Source organism: Pedobacter nutrimenti, from assembly GCF_003208655.1.
In the GTDB taxonomy this organism is placed as follows: Bacteria; Bacteroidota; Bacteroidia; order Sphingobacteriales; family Sphingobacteriaceae; genus Pedobacter; species Pedobacter nutrimenti.
In genome coordinates this window covers 88,876-108,350 of sequence record NZ_QKLU01000003.1, presented here as the reverse complement: position 1 = coordinate 108,350, position 19,475 = coordinate 88,876, and the positions used below count along the sequence as shown (strand labels likewise).

Here is a 19,475-nt window from a genome sequence, read left to right as displayed (position 1 = left end):
AACTAATTTGTTTTTTCTTGTTCTTTTTGCCACAATTCATATCGTTCGGCTAGATGTTTATAAGCGTTTTCACTCATCACAATTCCATTGTCAACGATGACCCCTATGGCCAAGGCTATGCCCGTTAATGACATGATATTTGAAGAGATATCAAAGGCGTCTAATAAAATAAAACTGGTGGCAATAGTAATCGGTATTTGAATGATAATACTGAGGGCACTACGCCAATGGAATAAAAAGACGATGACTACCAGAGATACCACAATCATCTCTTCAATCAGCGTATTTTTAATGGAATCTACAGATTCCTGGATGAGATGACCTCTGTCGTAAACAATGTCAAACTTCATTCCTGCCGGCAAACCTTTGGAAACTTCTTTCATTTTTGTTTTGACCTTTTCAATTACTTCAGCGGCGTTTTCACCATACCTCATAACCACGATCCCCCCAACACGCTCTCCTTCGCCATTTTGGTCGAAGATTCCAAGCCTGGTTTCTCCAGTCATTTGTACCGCAGCTACATCAGATACCCTAATAGGCGTTCCATTTTGATTTTTGATTGGTATATCCCCAATTTGTTGAAGAGACTTCAAGTAACCGGAAGTCTTGATGATATACCCAATATCACTCATTTCAAACTTTCGCCCTCCTGATTCATTATTATTGGCCCTAACGGCTGCAATAACCTCCGGTATTGACAATTTGTAATACAACAACTTATTAGGGTCTACAGCAATCTGGTATTGCTTTTGAAATCCTCCGAAAGAGGCAATTTCACTAACCCCAGGTACATTCTGTAAAGCAAATTTCACATACCAGTCCTGAATGGCACGCTGCTCTCCAAGGTCTGTATTTGGCGCATCCAGTGTATACCATAAGATATGCCCAACACCGGTTCCGTCAGGTCCCAATTGAGGAGAAGCTCCGGTTGGTAAGGAGCGGGTCACAGTGCTTAACCTTTCCAAAACCCGTTCCCTTGCCCAGTAAATATCTACGTTATCTTCAAAGATCACATAGATAAAGCTCATTCCGAACATGGAAGAACCTCTTACGTATTTAATTTTTGGAATACCCTGTAAATTTGTGACAAGAGGGTAAGTAATCTGATCTTCTATTAATTGTGGCGATCTGCCCATCCATTCGGTGAATACGATAACCTGATTCTCCGAAAGGTCTGGTATTGCGTCAATAGGGTTCTTTTTAACAGAGAAAACGCCCCATACAAACAGTCCTGTTGCTAGGAGCAGCACAATCCAGCGGTTTTTTAGCGACCATTCTATAATTTTATGTACCATTTTATTTTTTTTCAAAATCCGGCACCTGGCCTCAGGTGCCGGGTGGGTTAATGCTTGTGATCTGTCACTGTTTGTTTACCTGTTTCACCTACTCTTTCGTATTGGCAGCAGCCCGGAAGCTTAGAATAGGCAGCTTCAGTTGCCTTGAATTTAGGCGTGTCATGACCAGCATCAGCAACCTTTTGTTGTACTTCATTTAAGGTTAATTTGGAGGTTTCATAGTTCACCATTAACATTTTAGATTTTACATTCCAATCCGCGGAAGTTATTCCCGGAACTTTTAATGCAGTTTCTATGCGTTTTTTGCACATACCACAATTGCCTGATACTTTGATGCTGTCAGTTTTAGACTGTGCAAATACAGCTTTTTTTAGGAAGGTCAATACGACCACCGAGAAAAATCTCAATGATTTCATAATTAAATTGATTTGAAGAAAAAAAATTGGTTATATAAAATTTGGGCTATAGCTATGCTATTGCCGGTACACGAATGTGCAGAATATTGGAAAGGAAATCTTAGATTCTATAGGTACAATTACGGATAAAGACATGGATGTCTTCTGCTGATGGAGGTGCATTACTCAATGCTGCTTTCCCTATTTCGATGGGTACGACAACGTAAACCGGACTCCATGAAATTTTGTTCAACTCAGCTACCTGGACTTGTTTAAACTGATAAACAGCCACAGAGGTTTTCTGTGATTTGTCAATTTTAGTCTGTTTATAATCATCCTTACAGCATGATTTTCCACAAGCTTTCTTGGGCGCTTTACAGAAATCACAGAGAGCTTTTTCAGGTTGACTGAGTCCCCATTTTACCAGTCGACCCATACAATAGTGAAAGTGCACAGTGGCCCCATTGGATGTACCCACATAGAGTAAAAGCAATAAAGAGACTACAATTCTTTTCATTATTGAGACAAATATATGTATAAAAAGTAATTTATGCTATTTAATTTAAAGAAAATTTGTTATACTAACAAGCCATGCGTGCAATTTTTTCTATAATTTGATAATTGTCACCAAATTTACAAAGGGCATCACAGTGTTGCCTTAATTCGGAGAAACAAATGTATTTTATTAAGATGTTTGAATTTTTAATGGCAGGTCTCGACAATTGAAGAATCGCATCTTTTTCCCTGCTATCTGGAATTACAAGGTACAAGGTTTCTTTTCCTTTTCCAATAGTGTAGCTTAAATCATTTAAGCGTAGAATACCGGAATAAATACTAGTGCTTTTTTCAACTTCGAATGCTGCTACTACTTTATTACTATCCTTTTCAAACCACAACACATCAATTAACTTAATTGAATTGAGTGTTTCCACCTCAGTTGACAGCTCCGGGAATTTTTTAAGTGAGATAAAGGAAAATCTATTGTCATTCCATGATCTTGAGCGATCATTTGCTGCAGCAATAACATCGTAACCAAGAGAAGCCCCAATTTTTAATAAATGATATTGCATTTCGGAATGGAGATTTTCATCTTCCTTTTCTTTTTTAGCTTCCTTGTGACGCTTCTCAATAAGTTTTTCCAATCGAGTTTTATCTTGTTCTGATAAATACTCATCGTGTCCCATAGCCAGCTTTTGTGTTCCTATTTCAAATAAAAGTCCAGTCATTGCACCAAGGTCCAGCGATAAGTCTCTACAATGTTTCTTATTTGTGTCAATAATGACTTCTCTTATTTTAAGGTATTCCGTCCAGTTGCCTAGTTTCTTTTTGTCTTTAAAAAGTGTATTAAAGCCATTAATAATTGCGGTGTTAAAAGGGGGTATAATAGTGGGATGTAAGAAATAAATAATGCTGGCAACGGCTGGACCAAGACCTTTTATCTTAAAAGAATCCAGTTTGATAATCGCATTAATAAGCTGATCTTCATTTTTTGCGTAAACACAACTTTCTAAAAATTGTCCAAACAACGTTTTATTCTGTTCATTTTCATAAATATCCGGTATTCTCAGTTTAGGTTTCCAATAAAAGGGGTGTGAAGCTCCCTCAAATACTTGTTTCTGCTCGGCAATACAAGTTAAAACAAACTCAAGGGATGAACCTTTGAAATCATTACCAAATTTTTTATTGCGAATATCTTCTATTACCTGTAAAACACCTCTGCGAATAGATCGAAAAGCTTTTAAGCGTTCATCATTGTTAATGAACCACGTATTGTAAACGGATTCTGTATCGGACTTATACTGATGAATTAGTTGGGTTAGGTCTTTGCTCATTAAAAAATGAATTCTTTCCACTAAGTTAGCATTTAAATGATATTTATATATTCTTAGGTATAAATAAGCATTCACTTTACTCTTTTCAATATAGCTTATTGTATTCTTTTAATCCAATCACCCCTCAATTGTTTTACATTTGACTAAAACAAGAAACCTATGCTACCACGTGAGCTTACAGGGGATCTAATTAAAAGATTAAATTCTGTAAAAGGTCAAATCGAAGGCATTGTAAATATACAATTTAAAGCAGCAGATAAAGCCTTACAAAAAGCTCATTTATAGTGTTAGATGAAGTATTTAGAAAGAGTCTGGCATTAAAGCTAGTGGATGTAATGAATGCATGTCCAGGAAACTGTCAGGATGCTGATAAAATTGAGTTTCTTAAAAATAAGTTTTCTGACCTGGAACTATATGAGTTAACTGGTGGACAATCATGCAGATAGCAATATCTATGTACTACCTGCATGTAGTTGGGTTAAATCAGGATGATTATTTTATCAATGATCGACTGTAAATATGCTTAATACGGTAAGTTTCATACACATCGTCATATTTCATCAATTCATTATCATAGTTAAATTGGGCATCGATCAAATCCTGGAAGGCAGCATTTTTAGAAAAAGTTGTTTTTAGATTGTATAATGTTAAATCTTGAATTTTTTCCCCAGCTTTTAAACTAAAAAAATATTCCGGAACTATTTTCTGACCTTTACCTATTTGTTGGTATTTGTCTTTTTTATAAAGATAGAAGTTTGTCGTATCTAAAATCTGATAAACCTTATTGTTTGTAAATCTGTAATCACGGCCAAGTTTATCACGATATCCATAAACCTCATTTTTCATTAACTTTTGCTTTTTACCATCATAAATGATGGCTATACTGGGAGATTCAAACAACTCATGTAGTTTAATTCTGTAATCTCTCATATTGTTATCGGGCCTATAGCTGAGGTTTTGCTTGATGAAATCACCGGATGAGAAATATATTCCACTTTTATCTAAATTATTATTTTGAGCAAAACTTTGATTGGCAACAACAATCCCTATTGTCAAAGCCACAAAAAAAATTATTTTCATTTTTGTTGTTATAAAATTGTAAAAATTATAAGTGTGAAGATTTTCGAATACTATATCCCATTCAAATGGAATAATCCGATCCAAATAGCATGTTGGTCCACTCATTAAAATGAACTTTATGTTCACAACTCAGTTTATACTTGAAAAACTGGTTGATTGTGTATAATCCTATATTCGGTAAATACAATTAAGGATGTAGATAGGCTTCTTACAATAGTCAAGAGAAGGCTTACTATTCCAAGCTATCAACCCATTGGAAGTTAAGGGAGAAAGTAGTTCGGGAAAATGCAGAGGGACTATTGGTATAGCAAAAAATGTTAAGTCTACCGCTTTAGTTGTAGATGCTAGGTGGCTATCCTTAACTTTAAAAGTTTCTTTGTTTAACTTACAGCATCCTTTTTTTGTTGTTTTAGCTGCATCAACGAACTTCGAATTTTCAAACAGACTTATAGAAGTAAGGTTACCACAACAATAAAATTTATTTATCGCCAATCCAAAAATGGAAATAGTATAAATAAAAAGTAAAAATATGACAGCTAACCTTTTCATTAACTAAATATACCAAATTACCATGTCATTATAGACTACAATATTATAAATTTTTAGTAAAATATTTTACTACTTTTTAGTTTAAAAAAAATGAAACTATATCTACTAAAAGATTTAATAATGCCATGTCAACCCAATTCCCCATTTATAATCACTGTCATAATTTGTACTGATGGAAAAAGGTTTTGCTATCATATACCGAAAGCCAACAGCATATTCTTTGTCCGTATTTGCACGGATGTCAAAAAAGAAATTATTGCTCAGTGGTATGTCCCTTCTTTCCAACTGCAGACGAAGTTTGCCTGTATGGTCTATCCGCCATTCAGAACGAATAAGCATAGGAAGCAAATAGTAAAATCCGACATCAAAAACACTACGATTGTCTTTACTGTTGGGTTTATTGGCTAAGGGCAGTGTTTTGTTTTTTCGATAATCAAAACCTATATAAAAAGCCAAGTACTGGTTTTTATCCAAATAGCGGAGCAAATGTGTTTCAGTTTCATAATCTCCTTTCCAGCTTACCCGGCCTTCAAATTCCAGGGCATTTTTATTGTTGGATATATTCCCTGATAACCATGTACCTTGTGAATGTACCGAAAGGTCGTACCACGGATAAAGTATATTATCTTCTTTTTTCAATTCCTTATAGCCTGATTTGGCAAATTCATTCTGCTCACTTCCCTCATAGCTTACTATTCGTGCCATACCAGCCATCATATGGTACAGAATGTGACAATGAAAAAACCAGTCCTTCTCTTCGTTTGCTTCAAACTCAATGGTAACGGTTTCCATTGGCTTAATATCAAACGTATGCTTCATTGGCGAATAATCCCCCTGACTATTGATGAAGCGGAAGAAATGGCCGTGCAGGTGCAACGGATGCCGCATCATCGTATTGTTGGTTAAAACAAATCTTACCCTTTCCCCTTTGCGGATAAGGATTTTATCCGCTGCAGATAAAGTCTTAAAATCAAACGACCATACATAGCGCAGCATATTACCAGTAAGCGTTAATTTAACTTCTCTTGATTTTAAAGTGGAATCTAATGTGGTTGGATGTAGTGCCCGCAACATGTTATAATTAAACTCCCCGGACATCCCCATTTCCATTCCCGGCATACTGTCCATCTTCATGCCATCCATATTACCCATATCTCTTTTCTTAGGAATAGTATCTGGCTGCATATCCATTCCTTTCATGTCCATGTTTTTCATATCCATGTTTTTCATATCCATACCGCCCATATTCATGCTGCCCATTTCCCTCATCATTTTGAAATAATTGAGCCGGGGAATATCAGGGGCATTCATAATGGGGCCATTCCCAAAATAACCTGAGGAAAACCCAGTCACATCCCAAGAGGTGGCTCTTAATTCGGCAGAGCCGGTTTCAGGAACAGTAATTAAAACATCATAAGTTTCTGCGACTGCAATTTCCAATTTGCTTATGGAAATGGGAGTAACATTAATCCCATCCGCTGCAATCAGCCGCATGTAACTCATTCCATATTGCAATGTAAAATAAGAAGAGGCTGAACCGTTGATAATGCGTAACCTTATTATTTCGCCAGGTTTTGCATCTTTAAAATAATTTTTTTCCTGCCCATTCATCAGGAATTTATTGTAATAGACATCCGACACATCCATAGCGGGCATACGTTGCCATTCCTGTTTCAGTTTATCTTTAAAATAACCGGCTGCAATAGCTTCTCCATAACTTTGCAATGCTCCTTTTTTAATGGCATACCATTCACCGCCCCGTTTCAGGTAACGCAATACCTGGTGGGGGTTTTCATCAGTCCAATCTGATAAAAGCAGTACATATTCTTTTAGTTTAGGCTCTGGTTGAGCAGGATGTATTACGATTGAACCATATAAGCCACTTTGCTCCTGCAACATGGTATGAGAGTGGTACCAGTATGTGCCGCTTTGAATAAGCGGAAAAGTGAAGGTATAAGTTTCACCGGGTTCAACTGGGGATGTGGTTAAATGGGGTACACCATCTTCTTTATTAGGCAACAGTATGCCATGCCAGTGAATAGAGGTTTCCATCTTCATCAGGTTGTGCACACGGATGATGGCGGTATCCCCTTCTGTAAATTCAAGAATGGGTGCCGGTATCTGTCCATTGATCGCAATGGCATGGCGCTGTTTACCTGTAAAGTTCACCATAGTGTCGGTTACATATAGGTCATACTCTACTTTTTTTCCCGAGTTGGCCATTCCTGATTTGGGTTGACCTGATTGCAAGGGATAATTATAGGTTGTTGTTTTTTGCATTCCTGAATCTTTACTCATACTCTTATGCATGAGATGGTCAACTTGTCCTACACTGCAAAAAGGAATGAACAATAAAAAGAATAAAAGTTGCTTCATTGTATACTGATTTATTGTTTTACTGGTTTCTTTGAGATTTTCCTAGCAGGATTATTATCGGGGAAACGAAGGCTATCCATTGCATTTCCTTTCATATTCATTCCTTTCATGTCCTTCATATTATCCATCTCCTTCATGTTCTTCATCGTATCCATATCCTTCATATCTTTCATGTTATCCATTCCCTTCATGTTCTTCGTATCTTTCATGTTTTCCATCCCCTTCATGTTCTTCGTATCTTTCATGTTTTTCACCCCCTTCATGTTCTTCATATTTTTCATGTTGTCCATCCCCTTCATATTCTTCATATCTTTCTTGTTATCCATCCCCTTCATGTCATCCATGCCTTTCACGTTTTTAATAGTATCCATGCCCGGCATATTCTTCATGCCTGGCATGGAATCGTTCATTTGAACTGAACCCTTATCGGGCATCCCCATGCCTTTCATATCTTTTTCATCGTGGCCAGCATGGTCCTTCATTAAATAGTTTCCTTTAGGGCCTACACCTTCAATATGGGTGAGTTTTGCTCCATGATGGCCAGTAATGGATAGAAAAACAGCAGCAATAATCGCAGCAATTAGGACGATTACTTCATATAGCCTTCGGTCAATTTTAAATAAAACACCAATGCTTTTAAGCAATAAAGTAATACCTGACATCCATAGGGTCAGTTGCGCATATTTTTCATGTTCTTCAAAAGCAGCCATTGCAGCTTTGGGAGCGTCAGGGGCAATCATTGCATGAAATAACGTGCTTGCTGCTAATGCCGAAAAAAAGGCTCCGCCCATCACAAGCAAGGTGGCCCAGCGAATTTCCTGCCAGTGGGGTTTCCATACTACAAAAACTTGAAAAATTGCAGCCATCAAGATGAGTACAATTGGGAAATGTATTGCCAGAGGATGTAAGGAGGGAAAATCGGAAAACATATTTTCAATTGGTTGGATTAGATAATTTATTTTAATTTTTTAGCTGGAACTTTCATTGGATAATTTTCTAAAAGTTTATGCACGGCGGGGTGCAATTCTTTTTGTAAAACCGAAGGGTCATATAAATCAGCTTCCACAGTAGCAGTATAAATAAATTTCTTGTGTCTCCTGTCCATTACATTAAGTGTTATGGCGCCGTGGGTATATTCTACGGTTCTTGTTGTATAAGCGTATGTATAACCACTGTAATTAAATGGCCCGTGATAATAATAAGAATGTGGGTTTATATTAAAATAAGGATTGCGGGGTGACATAGCTCGGTAATGATAAAAATTATTGTAATTGTAACTTGGAAAGTTTGAGCCAGTTGTCTCTGTTTTGTTTTTTTTGCTTTCTGTCACCTTCAGACTCAGGAGTAAATCTGGGCTATCATTATCTATCATTAAACCTCTGGCTGCAAGTTCATGTGAAAAATAATTGATGGTATTATTAAAAATAATTTGATTATGATAAGCCGTACTATCATTTTCCTGGTTTGGAATCCAGGAAAATGTTTTATAAAGAGCAAAATCAACACTTCTATCATAATCAGCATAAGTAACGTTATACGCTGTGCTGCACCCGCTTGCTATATGTAACAGCAAAATTAACGGGTAGATAATTTTATGTTTCATAATTTTTATTCTATTTTTTTTAAACTGTTTATTACATCTACTTTTTGTTATAAAAAATTTATCAATAAGTAACTCAATATTTATATCAGATTAATTGAATAAGTTATCGGTTCTTTTTCACTTCGTATATATAGATAGAAATGGAAAGCTGCAATTCCTATAAACAAATTCCACAAACTATGTGGCTGAAAATAACTATCCGGATTACATAATGGCTTATACTTATCAAATTCAAACCAAAACAGAGCCATAAAAACAGAAAAACCACTTTTCATTAAATACATACGATTAGTATTTGCTACACTTAATTTTTCGGCTGCAAATGCCAATATGAATAGTACTAATATAATCAAAAAAACTATCTTATTCTCCAATCCATGGGGAATAAATAATGATAGCAGGACGCATATTGAAAGAAACACTAATAAGATATGGTCATATAATCGTATTTTCTTATTTGGCCTTTTTTTACTTTTATATACCAAACGCCATCGGTGTGAAAAATACAAAATCGGGAATAGCGAAAAAGCAAAAACACCTGAGTAATCAAGCTTACGCGCTAGCCTAATAAGCGAGGCATGATAGAAGAAACTTGTAACAAAAATATAAAGTAGGATAACTCCAAAAAGCAATTGGTATAATCGGATGGCTACATTAGAAGAAGTATTGGAATAGAATTGTCTATCTTTTAAGATAATTATCGCTACAATTAAATAAACTACACTACTAAATGAGTTAACCGGTTGGCGTACAGGATTACTCAGCTTTGTTTTTTCGCAAAAAGCAGAAGCAATACCTGTGATGCCAAGAGGAAAGCCACTCCAAACATTTTGCATTTTTGGGCTATGGTTTACCCAACAGATCCCTAAAGCAAAAAGAAAGACTAATAAAATCACTAAAACAACAGTACCTAACTCAATATACATATCAGTATTTGATACACGCCACGGTTTTTGTTTATTTTGTTTAAACATTTTTCGTCGATTAAGGACTAGAAAAATCAATTATACAGTTATAGTACGACGTTAAGTCAATCTCACTACAGTTAGGGAACAGGTCTACTTTAAAGTTTCTTTTATTGTACCGCAGTTTAACATCTGTTTTCCGAAATAAGGATTTTTGATGACTGCATTATCAGACAGCCAATAACTTTTTTGCATTGGGCAGTAGTCATAATAAATTGGCTCAGTTGTCAATTTTATGACTTTGGCAAGTTTAAAAAGATTGGATGAAAGGTTCGCAAAAACATTACGTTGAAGGGAAATCTCTTTGCTCTTGGTGATATGGTTGGCATCAAATGCGAGTTTATCCTGAAAACCCATAAAGGCTGTCATTTTTGACTTAGGCAGTGATTTCATATCAATGCTACTTAATGCTTTCGAAAATTCAGTTGCCTTCGCTGCTGCTACAGTTGCATCAGAGTTTACCAGTGCATTTTTGATGTCATAATAAAAAGTTAATAGAGATTGTGTTTGGCTGCTTTGAGCGAAACTTGGTTTGATCCATGCAGTTGCAATTAGCGCAACCATTAAAAATATATTTTTCATGATGTTTTTATTTAATGTTTATACTTATTCCTGGTCATAGCAATGGCTATGTGAAATGTATTTCCATGCAAATAAACCAATAGGCTATTTTGCATTTCACATTAAAGTTTATATCTGAAAACTTTGGATGGCTATTCGAATGTCCCAATTGGGCGGTCTATATCTCCGGCCTGCGTAAACACTATGGTTCAGTTTAATACTCTCGACCTGAAATAATAAAGTATAAGAATAATCTTGTAACCATATAACAGGTAAATTGATGATTACTTTGACAGTCTTTGGAATTAATTTTCCCTGTGTAAGAAGGTCGTTCACCAAAGTTTTGCAGCAAGGGTCTTCTTTAGAAATACTTAAGCCAGAAATGAGTTTGATTTTTTCCTCATTAAAACCTGCATGATGGTGATTATGGCTTTTGTCATCATGATGATCTTCTTCCACAAATAGAGAGCAACTAAAACCAACAATGGTATTTAGCATGAAAATCACTAACAGAAAGATAGCTTTACTCCTCATGACTATATAAAGATGCAAAAAAATATAATTACTCCGTGCTTTTATCTTATTAATTTCATCAAATACTCGTTCCAGTTGTTACATTCATCAACCTTTGTTTAATAATGTAATAGGCTTCATTACCAATCTCCCATTGATCTTTAATTTATGGTTTAACAAAACCAAAGTATAAATTTCACATTGATACTATTCTTCAGGCCGACTAATTATTTAAGTATTTTCTTAAATAATTAAAAACATATATATTTGCCCTATATCAACTTGAAAACATGGAAGATTTAAATAGTTGTATCCGGGAAAAGGCTAATCCAATTCAGATTAATGAATGCAGAAGTAAGATCGCAACGAATGGGACTTCATTTACCCAACTATCTGGAATATTATCCTTGGCCGGAAATGAGGTGCGTTTAAAAATTCTCTATTTGTTGGAACAAGAAAAAGAGTTATGCCCCTGTGACCTAGGTGACATACTCGGAATGAGCATTCCGGCAATTTCGCAACATTTGCGGAAAATGAAAGATGGTAATATTGGGAGTTTCGGTAAAACTGGTTCATCGTCACTTTTGGTGAAGAATTCCATATCCGACTCTAAAAAAATAATTTTCAATCTCGAAAAAGCTCAATATGCAAGTAGGAATCTCTGCAAAAAGCGTATCATTTATAGGTTTTCACCAAAAGTGACGAAGAACCGTAAAACTGACCCCTTCAATCCGCAATTAAACTGACGTTCTATTCCGCTCCAAATTTCATTGAAATACGCATACCTGCTTAACAAACTCCCTGGAGAATACTTATATTGGCAGTATTCCCCGTCTAATATTTAGGACCATTTATGAACTATAACACGGAACATTGATCAAAGCAGGAATAAGAATTAAATTATTAAAATAGATGACTAAATAACCTTACATTTTTAAGGCCATTTTATTCTAAGATCAAAATAAAATCCAATCAATTTTAATTTGAACAGCAATTGCCCATTTGCATTGGAGGGCATTTTAGAGTTCCATAACTGCAAAACACACAGCAGTCCCCTTGCAATGGTTTTAACCGCTGATGACAATTTTCGCATTCATAGAAATACTGACAAGCATCGGTGGGCATGGTTTCTTCCTTTTTATGATGACATAAAGGACAGGTAATAATGGATTGAAGGATTACTCTTTTAGTTGACATCTGTTTTTACGTTTGTTACTTTATAACCTGTTTCGCTTTGTATGGTATTCGCTAATTGCCGGATGGATATTTGGGTGCTGTCAAACTTCACAACGGATTCACCTTTTGCGTATGAAGTTGTTACTTCCTGTACACCCTTTCTCTCCTGTAAAGCGCGGTTGACATGCCCTTCACAAGCGGCACAACTCATTCCTTGTATTTGAATTACTGTTTGCTGAACATTAGAAATGTTCGCCTTTGACTGTCTTTGTACATTCTTTTGGAAATATGGTCCGTAATAAGGAAAAGTGGAGAAGCCAATGGATAAGATGGTGACAATCCATAAGAAACTTTTTGATTGCATCCCGGTTCTCCTTTCAGCACAGCCGCAATCATCTTTTGCAACAGGTTTGTATGCCTGATAAAATGTGACTCCTAATATCAGGACCGTTGCAGCCAGCAAATATGGTCTTAGCGGGGCTACCCAGCTAAACATAGTTACAGCACTACCGGCAGTACCAAATAAAGCCAGCATTGGCATAATGCAACACATGGATGAAGTAAGGGCTAACAATATCCCTGAACCTAATAATTTATTATTATACTTTGCTTTACTCATACCGTTCAACTGTTAAGTTCTTCCCGTTAATGATACTGAAAAATGGATGCAGCAGATCCAAATGTTCAACTTTAAGAGAATAGAAGATCGTTTGTCCTTCCTTCCGGAATTCAACAATGTTCCCATCTTTCATCTTCCGCAGGTGTTGAGAGACTGCCGGAATGCTCATGCCCAGGATATCACTAAGATCACAGGGGCACAGCTCCTTTTCCTGATTCAGCAGGTAAAGAATTTTCAACCGTACCTGATTCCCCGTCAATGCCAATATGCTGGACAATTGTGTAAATGAATCCTCATTTGCAGCCATCTTGTTCCTGCATTCGTTAATCTGTAATGGGTTTGCTTTATCCCGGATACAGACGTTCAAATTCTCCATAGTATTCTTAATAATTCGGGTTAAAGGTAAGTGTATTTACTTACTTAAGCAAATACTTAAATAAGCAAGTGAACTGCTAAAGTATTTTGTGTTTCAAAAGCCATGCAGTATAAAGTTATTGTCAAAATTATCTTGTAATCTTACCTCTGTGCAACTTTCCCCTCAATGCTTTTTTTAACCGGAATCTTTTTAACAGTAAATCTTCTGGTTTCTGAAGATGATGCTTGAATAAAGATATAGTTTAGACCATCAGATTGTACAATAGATTCATTAGGCAAGGCCGGAACAGACTGATCTGTAATTTCAATCATCGTTTTGGCATTACATACCGGGAAATAAAGCTGTATTTCCTGCAAATTGTATGCTATTTCTTTCGCCAGTGCGAATTTATTATATTGGCCTGCCCTGAATTTAACAATTCAATGCCAGATTCATGAGGCATTTATTGGTCAACCCAAATATCACGTTTATTGGATTTACGCATTTTCTAGTAATTACGTTACTGACTGCTATATACTCATTAATAAGCAAATACAAATTACTGGTCTTAGGAATTTTCCCTGATTGTAGATTCTCAGGGGTCTCATTAATCACGATACCTATCATGATCTTTGAACTGGCATTGATAAGAAAAACGCACATGAATATAAGATTAAATGCTGTCCTTATTTCTTTAAGCGATGAGGCATAAATAGGACTTTTTTATTGGCCAGTTTCAAATGGTTTCAGATAAGAGGTTTTTGAAAGGGATGTAAATTAGAATAATAAGTTAGATCTTCAGTTCGATGACTTGAAGATAATGCCCCTTTCTACAGACAGTATAATTCCTTAAAGTAAAATCTCTTTAGCATAATATTAAGTTATAGAATGGTTAAATTTGACCTATTCGAAAGTTTACTAGCATGCGCCCGAAAAATATAGAAAAAAATTAATCAGTAAAGGTGTGAAGCCCACTGTCATTAATTTATTAGTCATGGATGTGTTGTCTAACCAAGAGGCTGCATTTAGCCTTCACCAATTAGATCAATTTTTTGAAAGGGATGTGAGTGCCACCCTGAAAATCTGCACGTACATTTTCATTGTACGAAATGCAGACAAACTTTCTGCGTTCCAGAAAATATTATATCTGATGTATCCTCCCTGACAAATTTGGGTCAAAGAAAATTAACATGGCAATCAAGGGGTTGTTCGGGCAATGCACTACATAAATGACAATTGTAATACTATTGCATGGTATATTATCCTATATTTGCAATCTAATGAGATTTTTTACTTTCATAATGGCCATTATGGTGCTCGTGCTAAGTTGCATTCCGTGTGCAGAAGCAGAAGCAATTGCGAGCAAAAATGAAAGCAAGACACTCCACATCAAAAAGAGTGATACACAAAATTTGCCTTTTACTTCAGACATCTGTTCCCCCTTCTGTAGCTGCTCCAGCTGTTTGGGTTTTCCAATCACAACAACTGTATCACCTTCCTTTAGTTTATTATATACCTTCGGGCAGAAAATTTATAATGCTTTTTATCCCCAAGTTATTTCTTCTATATCATTGTCAATCTGGCAACCTCCAAAATATTAAATTTATTTTGGGTATGTATTAAAGAGGTGAGGTAGGAATTGCCGAACCCAACTATTTATTAATAGCAAATACAAACCACTAATAGTTAATACTTATAACGGACAAGACTCATACTGTAACTGAGGCACCTATTAGTGTCATACAGTTGAGTTTAAATTCTACACCTCAAGATCAATAACGTTTATGTTTAATAAAATCATTTTATTCTCCATAAAGAATAAAATAGCAATAGGTATAATGACCCTGGCGCTAATAATATGGGGAATTTATTCATTAACCAAGCTACCCATTGATGCCGTACCTGATATTACCAACAACCAGGTACAGGTCATTTCACAGGCCCCAAGTTTAGGGGCGCAGGAAGTTGAGCAATTTATCACGGCTCCCATAGAATTGGCAATGGCCAACATTCCGAATGTGCTTGAGAAACGTTCCATCTCAAGATCAGGGCTTTCGGTGATTACAATCGTTTTTACGGATGAAACAGATATCTACTGGGCACGACAACAGGTAAATGCCCAATTAAAGGAAGCAGAAGGAAAAATACCGGCAGGTCTTGCAGAACCTGCACTAGCACCTATTACTACTGGCTTAGGTGAAATATACCAATATGTTCTTCATACCAAAAAGGGATATGAAAGCAAGTATTCGGCTACCGATCTACGAACTTTACAGGATTGGGTTGTCAGAACACAGCTGGCCGGGACAAAGGGGGTCGCCGAAGTGAGCGGTTGGGGCGGATATGTCAAACAATATGAAATTGCCCTAAACAACGATAAACTCAATTCATTTAACATCACTATCCCAGAAATTTATCAGGCACTTGAACAGAACAATGAAAATACAGGGGGCTCGTATATTGAACAACAGAGTAATTCATATTCAATCCGTGGAATAGGCCAGGTAAAGACACTTGCCGATATTGAAAAAATCGTAGTAAAGAATGCAGGTGGTGTACCCATCCTGATCCGAGACATAGGGACTGTTCAATTTGGTAGCGCCACCCGTTATGGTGCGGTAACCCGGAATGGTGAAGGAGAAGTAGTAGCAGGGATTACCCTAATGCTCAAAGGAGAAAATTTTAACGAGGTTATTAAAAATGTAAAAGAACGTATCGTTCAAGTTCAAAAATCATTGCCCGAAGGGGTGGTCATAGAACCATTTATTGATCGTACAGAACTGGTTGGACGTGCTATCAGCACGGTACAAAAAAACCTGATTGAAGGTGCGCTGATCGTTATTTTTGTCTTGCTCCTTCTGTTAGGTAACTGGCGCGCAGGTTTGGTGGTAGCATCTGTAATCCCACTATCGATGCTTTTTGCTTTTGCTATGATGCGTCTGTTTGGTGTTTCAGGAAACCTGATGAGCTTAGGAGCCATTGATTTTGGTCTGATCGTAGATGGGGCGGTAATTATCGTTGAGGCCATTGTTTTCCGCTTAACAGAAAGCAAGCTTTTTCCCGATAAGCCAAGGCTAACTCAAAGCCAAATGGATCAGGAGGTTTTTACAGCCTCTTCCAAGATCCGTAATAGTGCAGCTTTCGGCGAAATTATTATTCTTATCGTTTACCTGCCTTTATTATCACTGGTGGGGATCGAAGGAAAGATGTTCAAGCCGATGGCAGAAACTGTTGTTTTTGCCATTATCGGGGCATTCATATTGTCTATGACCTATGTACCTATGATGAGCGCCCTATTCCTTAGTAAGAATACTGTGCACAAGCGTACTATTTCTGATAAATTGATGGATCGTCTCCGGGATATTTACCAGCCTGCTTTAGAAAAGGTACTGAAGTTCAAAAAACTCACTGTTGCCGCTACTTTGTTGCTGTTTGGATTTTCAATCTGGCTATTTAGTGGTATGGGTGGCGAGTTCATACCCCAATTAGATGAAGGGGATCTGACCGTAGAAATTGCAATGGCACAAGGAACATCGCTCACACAAGCAGTAGAAACTTTCGGCAAAGCAGAAAAAATCCTCAAAGGTCAGTTTCCTGAAGTAAAACAGGTAGTTACACGAATAGGCAGTTCAGAAATTCCAACTGACCCAATGCCGGTAGAACGTGCGGATATGATGGTTGCCATGAAACCCAAAGGCGAATGGGTAAGTGCAGAAACTAAAGAAGAATTGGTTGAAAAAATGGAGGAGGCACTCTCTGTATTACCGGGTGTCAACATAGAAATTACACAACCGATGCAGATGCGTTTTAACGAACTTATGACCGGTGTCCGCCAGGATGTTGCGATTAAGGTATATGGGGAAGATCTGGATATACTGACCCAACAAGCCAACCGAATAGCCAAATTAATAACGCCTGTTGAAGGTGTAAGTGAACCAATAGTGGAACGGGTAAGCGGGCTACCGCAGGTTGTTGTGGAATATGATCGGGATAAGATTGCCCAATATGGATTAACCATCAGTGATGTAAATTCAATACTAAAAACGGCTTATGCCGGACAGGTGGCGGGGGTCGTATTTGAAGGTGAGAAACGCTTTGATATGGTAGTCCGCTTACAAAAAGACCTAAGGCAAGACATATCCGGTATAGGCAACCTATTTATACCCCTACCCTCTGGCAACAAAATCCCCTTGAGTCAAATAGCTTCGATATCTTTGAAAGAAGCCCCGGCACAAGTATCGAGGGAAGATGGAAAACGGAGAATTTATGTAGGCTTTAATGTTCGGGGGCGTGATGTAGAACGTACCGTAGCTGATATTCAGAAAATAATGGGTGAAAAACTGAAACTTCCGCCGGGTTATTATGTGACTTATGGCGGACAGTTTGAAAACCTGCTTGAAGCCAAGAAACGATTAGCAATCGCAGTCCCTGCTGCATTGATCTTAATTCTGGTGCTGTTGTATGTCACCTTCCGGTCTTTTACACAAATGCTCCTTATTTTTACTGCCGTTCCTTTATCAGCAATAGGTGGCGTTTTCGCTTTGCTTGCCAGGGGGATGCCATTTAGTATTTCGGCAGGTGTAGGATTTATTGCCTTGTTTGGTGTTGCGGTGCTCAATGGTATTGTTCTGATCGGCTATTTCAACCAGCTGAAACAGGAAGGGGTCACAGATATTTATAAACGGGTAATTGAAGGGACAAAAGTTAGGCTTAGGCCTGTAATTATGACCGCTGCAGTAGCATCACTTGGTTTTTTACCAATGGCCTTATCTGCGGGAGCCGGTGCCGAAGTACAAAAGCCACTTGCTACGGTTGTTATCGGGGGATTGATCTCTGCCACATTTTTAACTCTTTTCGTCTTGCCCTGTCTTTATATCCTGTTCTCGGGTAGAAAAATAAAGATCAGCAAAGCCAGGAAACCATTGGTGATCGTTTTTTTATTGGTTCTATCAGGGTTTGGAAGTTTCAGCACAGCACAAGCCCAAACGGCGCCGCTCACCTTGGACAGCATTATCTCACTGGCAGTAAAAAACAATCTGCAGGTCAGGTCTGCAAATCTTAGTGTGGATCAGGCAAGGGCCTTACAGAAAACAGGATTTGATCCCGCTAAAACAGAATTTACGCTTTCCCAAGATCCTTCCGGAGGCGGAGGAAGCGACAATTCTTTGGGTGCAACCCAAACTTTCGCCTGGCCTGGGCTTTACAAAAACCAGCGTACGGTATTAAACCTGCAAACCCGGCTCGCAGAAAAATCGCGAAATTTTACACAGGCAGAAATTATAAGGGATACAAAAATAGCCTATTATGGTTATCTGTTCAGTTTGCGAACACTTCGTACTTTAGATTTTCAGGACAGCGTTTATCGGAACTTCATAAACAAATCGGAGATTAGATTTAAAACCGGTGAAACCTCCAACCTGGAACTGATCACCGCCAGGAACAAATATCAGGAAGTACAGGCATTAAAAAAAGCGGCCCAAACAGATCTCAAAATTCAGGAACTCAACTTACAACAATTACTTAATATCCATGCTCCTGTTCAATTGGCGGAAATCGGTCTGCCGATATTATTGATCAATGAACCAGGTACAGCGTTTACAAGCAGTAATCCATTGGTTGGCTATTATCAGCAACAAATTGAAGTCGCAAACGCCAGGATTAAACTACAGCAATCAAGGGCTATGCCTGACCTTACCTTGGGGTACAGTCAGCAATTGGTTATCAAATCTTTTGATCCCGCTAAAATTAATCGGGGATATACCCCAGGTACCCGGATTGCAGGTATCCAGTTAGGAGTTGCTGTTCCTCTGTTTAATGGAGCAGGACGTGCCAAGGTAAATAGCGAAAAAATAGCAGCTCAGATTGCCGAGACTGATTACCTGCGTATTCAGGCACAGTTCCAGACCCAATACCAACAGGCATTACAAGAATACATCAAAAATAAACAGCTCGTGGACTATTATACCTCATTAGGCTTAAAACAAGCAGATGAACAGCTTCGTATCGCCCAGGTTTCTTTTGACCTGGGAGAGATTGGCTATATCGAGTTCATTCAGAATGTTTCATTAGCCATACAGAGCAGGCTTACCTATTTGGAAATGGTAAATCAATTAAATCAATCGGCCATTCAATTACAATATTTAAAAGGAGAATAAT

At 37.4% G+C, this 19,475-nt stretch carries 19 protein-coding genes; 4 read left to right on the top strand and 15 right to left on the bottom strand.

Annotated elements, in window-relative coordinates:
* Positions 1-2: 2 nt before the first annotated feature.
* From B0O44_RS25285 to B0O44_RS08655, 4 genes are all read right to left on the bottom strand, one after another.
* On the bottom strand, positions 3-1,295 hold the full coding sequence (locus B0O44_RS25285) for an efflux RND transporter permease subunit (protein WP_110829356.1): 1,293 nt from the start codon (positions 1,293-1,295) through the stop codon (positions 3-5).
* A gap of 47 nt (positions 1,296-1,342) precedes the next feature.
* Positions 1,343-1,711, bottom strand: coding sequence for a heavy-metal-associated domain-containing protein (locus B0O44_RS08665; RefSeq protein WP_110829354.1), 369 nt, complete (start codon positions 1,709-1,711; stop codon positions 1,343-1,345).
* 100 nt (positions 1,712-1,811) lie between these two features.
* Positions 1,812-2,207: an HYC_CC_PP family protein gene (locus B0O44_RS08660; protein ID WP_110829352.1), complete on the bottom strand. Its 396-nt coding sequence runs from the start codon at positions 2,205-2,207 to the stop codon at positions 1,812-1,814.
* Positions 2,208-2,271: 64 nt separating this feature from the next.
* Positions 2,272-3,543 carry a type II restriction endonuclease gene (locus B0O44_RS08655; RefSeq protein ID WP_211321343.1) on the bottom strand — a complete coding sequence of 424 codons (1,272 nt, stop codon included), beginning with the start codon at positions 3,541-3,543 and terminating at the stop codon, positions 2,272-2,274.
* Positions 3,544-3,681: 138 nt separating this feature from the next.
* On the opposite strand from B0O44_RS08655, the gene B0O44_RS25280 reads away from it, so the two are divergent.
* On the top strand, positions 3,682-3,807 hold the full coding sequence (locus B0O44_RS25280; RefSeq protein WP_262512044.1) for a metal-sensitive transcriptional regulator: 126 nt from the start codon (positions 3,682-3,684) through the stop codon (positions 3,805-3,807).
* A 207-nt stretch (positions 3,808-4,014) separates the two neighbouring features.
* Here the strand turns inward: B0O44_RS25280 and B0O44_RS08650 are convergent, their stop codons facing one another.
* From B0O44_RS08650 to B0O44_RS08620, 7 genes are all read right to left on the bottom strand, one after another.
* The gene (locus tag B0O44_RS08650; protein WP_146229787.1) at positions 4,015-4,707 is read right to left on the bottom strand and encodes a hypothetical protein; all 693 of its coding nucleotides are present in this window, start codon (positions 4,705-4,707) and stop codon (positions 4,015-4,017) included.
* A 63-nt stretch (positions 4,708-4,770) separates the two neighbouring features.
* Positions 4,771-5,151, bottom strand: coding sequence for an HYC_CC_PP family protein (locus B0O44_RS25415; protein ID WP_110829347.1), 381 nt, complete (start codon positions 5,149-5,151; stop codon positions 4,771-4,773).
* 114 nt (positions 5,152-5,265) lie between these two features.
* Positions 5,266-7,527, bottom strand: coding sequence for a multicopper oxidase domain-containing protein (locus tag B0O44_RS08640; protein ID WP_211321342.1), 2,262 nt, complete (start codon positions 7,525-7,527; stop codon positions 5,266-5,268).
* A gap of 11 nt (positions 7,528-7,538) precedes the next feature.
* The gene (locus B0O44_RS08635) at positions 7,539-8,456 is read right to left on the bottom strand and encodes a DUF2231 domain-containing protein (RefSeq protein ID WP_317047143.1); all 918 of its coding nucleotides are present in this window, start codon (positions 8,454-8,456) and stop codon (positions 7,539-7,541) included.
* Positions 8,457-8,482: 26 nt separating this feature from the next.
* Positions 8,483-9,130: a DUF4136 domain-containing protein gene (locus B0O44_RS08630; RefSeq protein ID WP_110829343.1), complete on the bottom strand. Its 648-nt coding sequence runs from the start codon at positions 9,128-9,130 to the stop codon at positions 8,483-8,485.
* 80 nt (positions 9,131-9,210) lie between these two features.
* Entirely contained in the window at positions 9,211-10,104 is an 894-nt protein-coding gene (locus B0O44_RS08625; protein WP_110829341.1) for a hypothetical protein, read from the bottom strand.
* An 84-nt stretch (positions 10,105-10,188) separates the two neighbouring features.
* Positions 10,189-10,677: a DUF3347 domain-containing protein gene (locus B0O44_RS08620; protein WP_110829339.1), complete on the bottom strand. Its 489-nt coding sequence runs from the start codon at positions 10,675-10,677 to the stop codon at positions 10,189-10,191.
* A 782-nt stretch (positions 10,678-11,459) separates the two neighbouring features.
* On the opposite strand from B0O44_RS08620, the gene B0O44_RS25190 reads away from it, so the two are divergent.
* Complete coding sequence (locus B0O44_RS25190) at positions 11,460-11,915, top strand: ArsR/SmtB family transcription factor (RefSeq protein ID WP_110829330.1); 456 nt, start codon at positions 11,460-11,462, stop codon at positions 11,913-11,915.
* Positions 11,916-12,147: 232 nt separating this feature from the next.
* Here B0O44_RS25190 and B0O44_RS25360 read toward each other — a convergent pair whose 3' ends face one another.
* The 4 genes from B0O44_RS25360 to B0O44_RS24955 all read right to left on the bottom strand — a co-directional run bounded on the left by B0O44_RS25360 (position 12,148) and on the right by B0O44_RS24955 (position 13,651).
* Positions 12,148-12,366, bottom strand: coding sequence for a GDCCVxC domain-containing (seleno)protein (locus B0O44_RS25360; protein WP_110829328.1), 219 nt, complete (start codon positions 12,364-12,366; stop codon positions 12,148-12,150).
* On the bottom strand, positions 12,356-12,964 hold the full coding sequence (merTP, locus tag B0O44_RS08600; protein ID WP_110829326.1) for a mercuric transport protein MerTP: 609 nt from the start codon (positions 12,962-12,964) through the stop codon (positions 12,356-12,358). Before merTP ends, B0O44_RS25360 begins: the two co-directional genes overlap by 11 nt.
* Positions 12,957-13,340 carry an ArsR/SmtB family transcription factor gene (locus tag B0O44_RS08595; protein WP_110829325.1) on the bottom strand — a complete coding sequence of 128 codons (384 nt, stop codon included), beginning with the start codon at positions 13,338-13,340 and terminating at the stop codon, positions 12,957-12,959. The genes merTP and B0O44_RS08595 overlap by 8 nt, the downstream gene beginning before the upstream one ends.
* Positions 13,341-13,480: 140 nt before the next feature.
* The gene (locus tag B0O44_RS24955; protein WP_170123290.1) at positions 13,481-13,651 is read right to left on the bottom strand and encodes a hypothetical protein; all 171 of its coding nucleotides are present in this window, start codon (positions 13,649-13,651) and stop codon (positions 13,481-13,483) included.
* A gap of 897 nt (positions 13,652-14,548) precedes the next feature.
* On the opposite strand from B0O44_RS24955, the gene B0O44_RS25380 reads away from it, so the two are divergent.
* Complete coding sequence (locus B0O44_RS25380) at positions 14,549-14,920, top strand: DUF6660 family protein (RefSeq protein ID WP_394340866.1); 372 nt, start codon at positions 14,549-14,551, stop codon at positions 14,918-14,920.
* Between the two features lie 183 nt (positions 14,921-15,103).
* Positions 15,104-19,474: a CusA/CzcA family heavy metal efflux RND transporter gene (locus tag B0O44_RS08580; protein ID WP_110829319.1), complete on the top strand. Its 4,371-nt coding sequence runs from the start codon at positions 15,104-15,106 to the stop codon at positions 19,472-19,474.
* The last annotated feature ends 1 nt before the right edge of the window (position 19,475 follow it).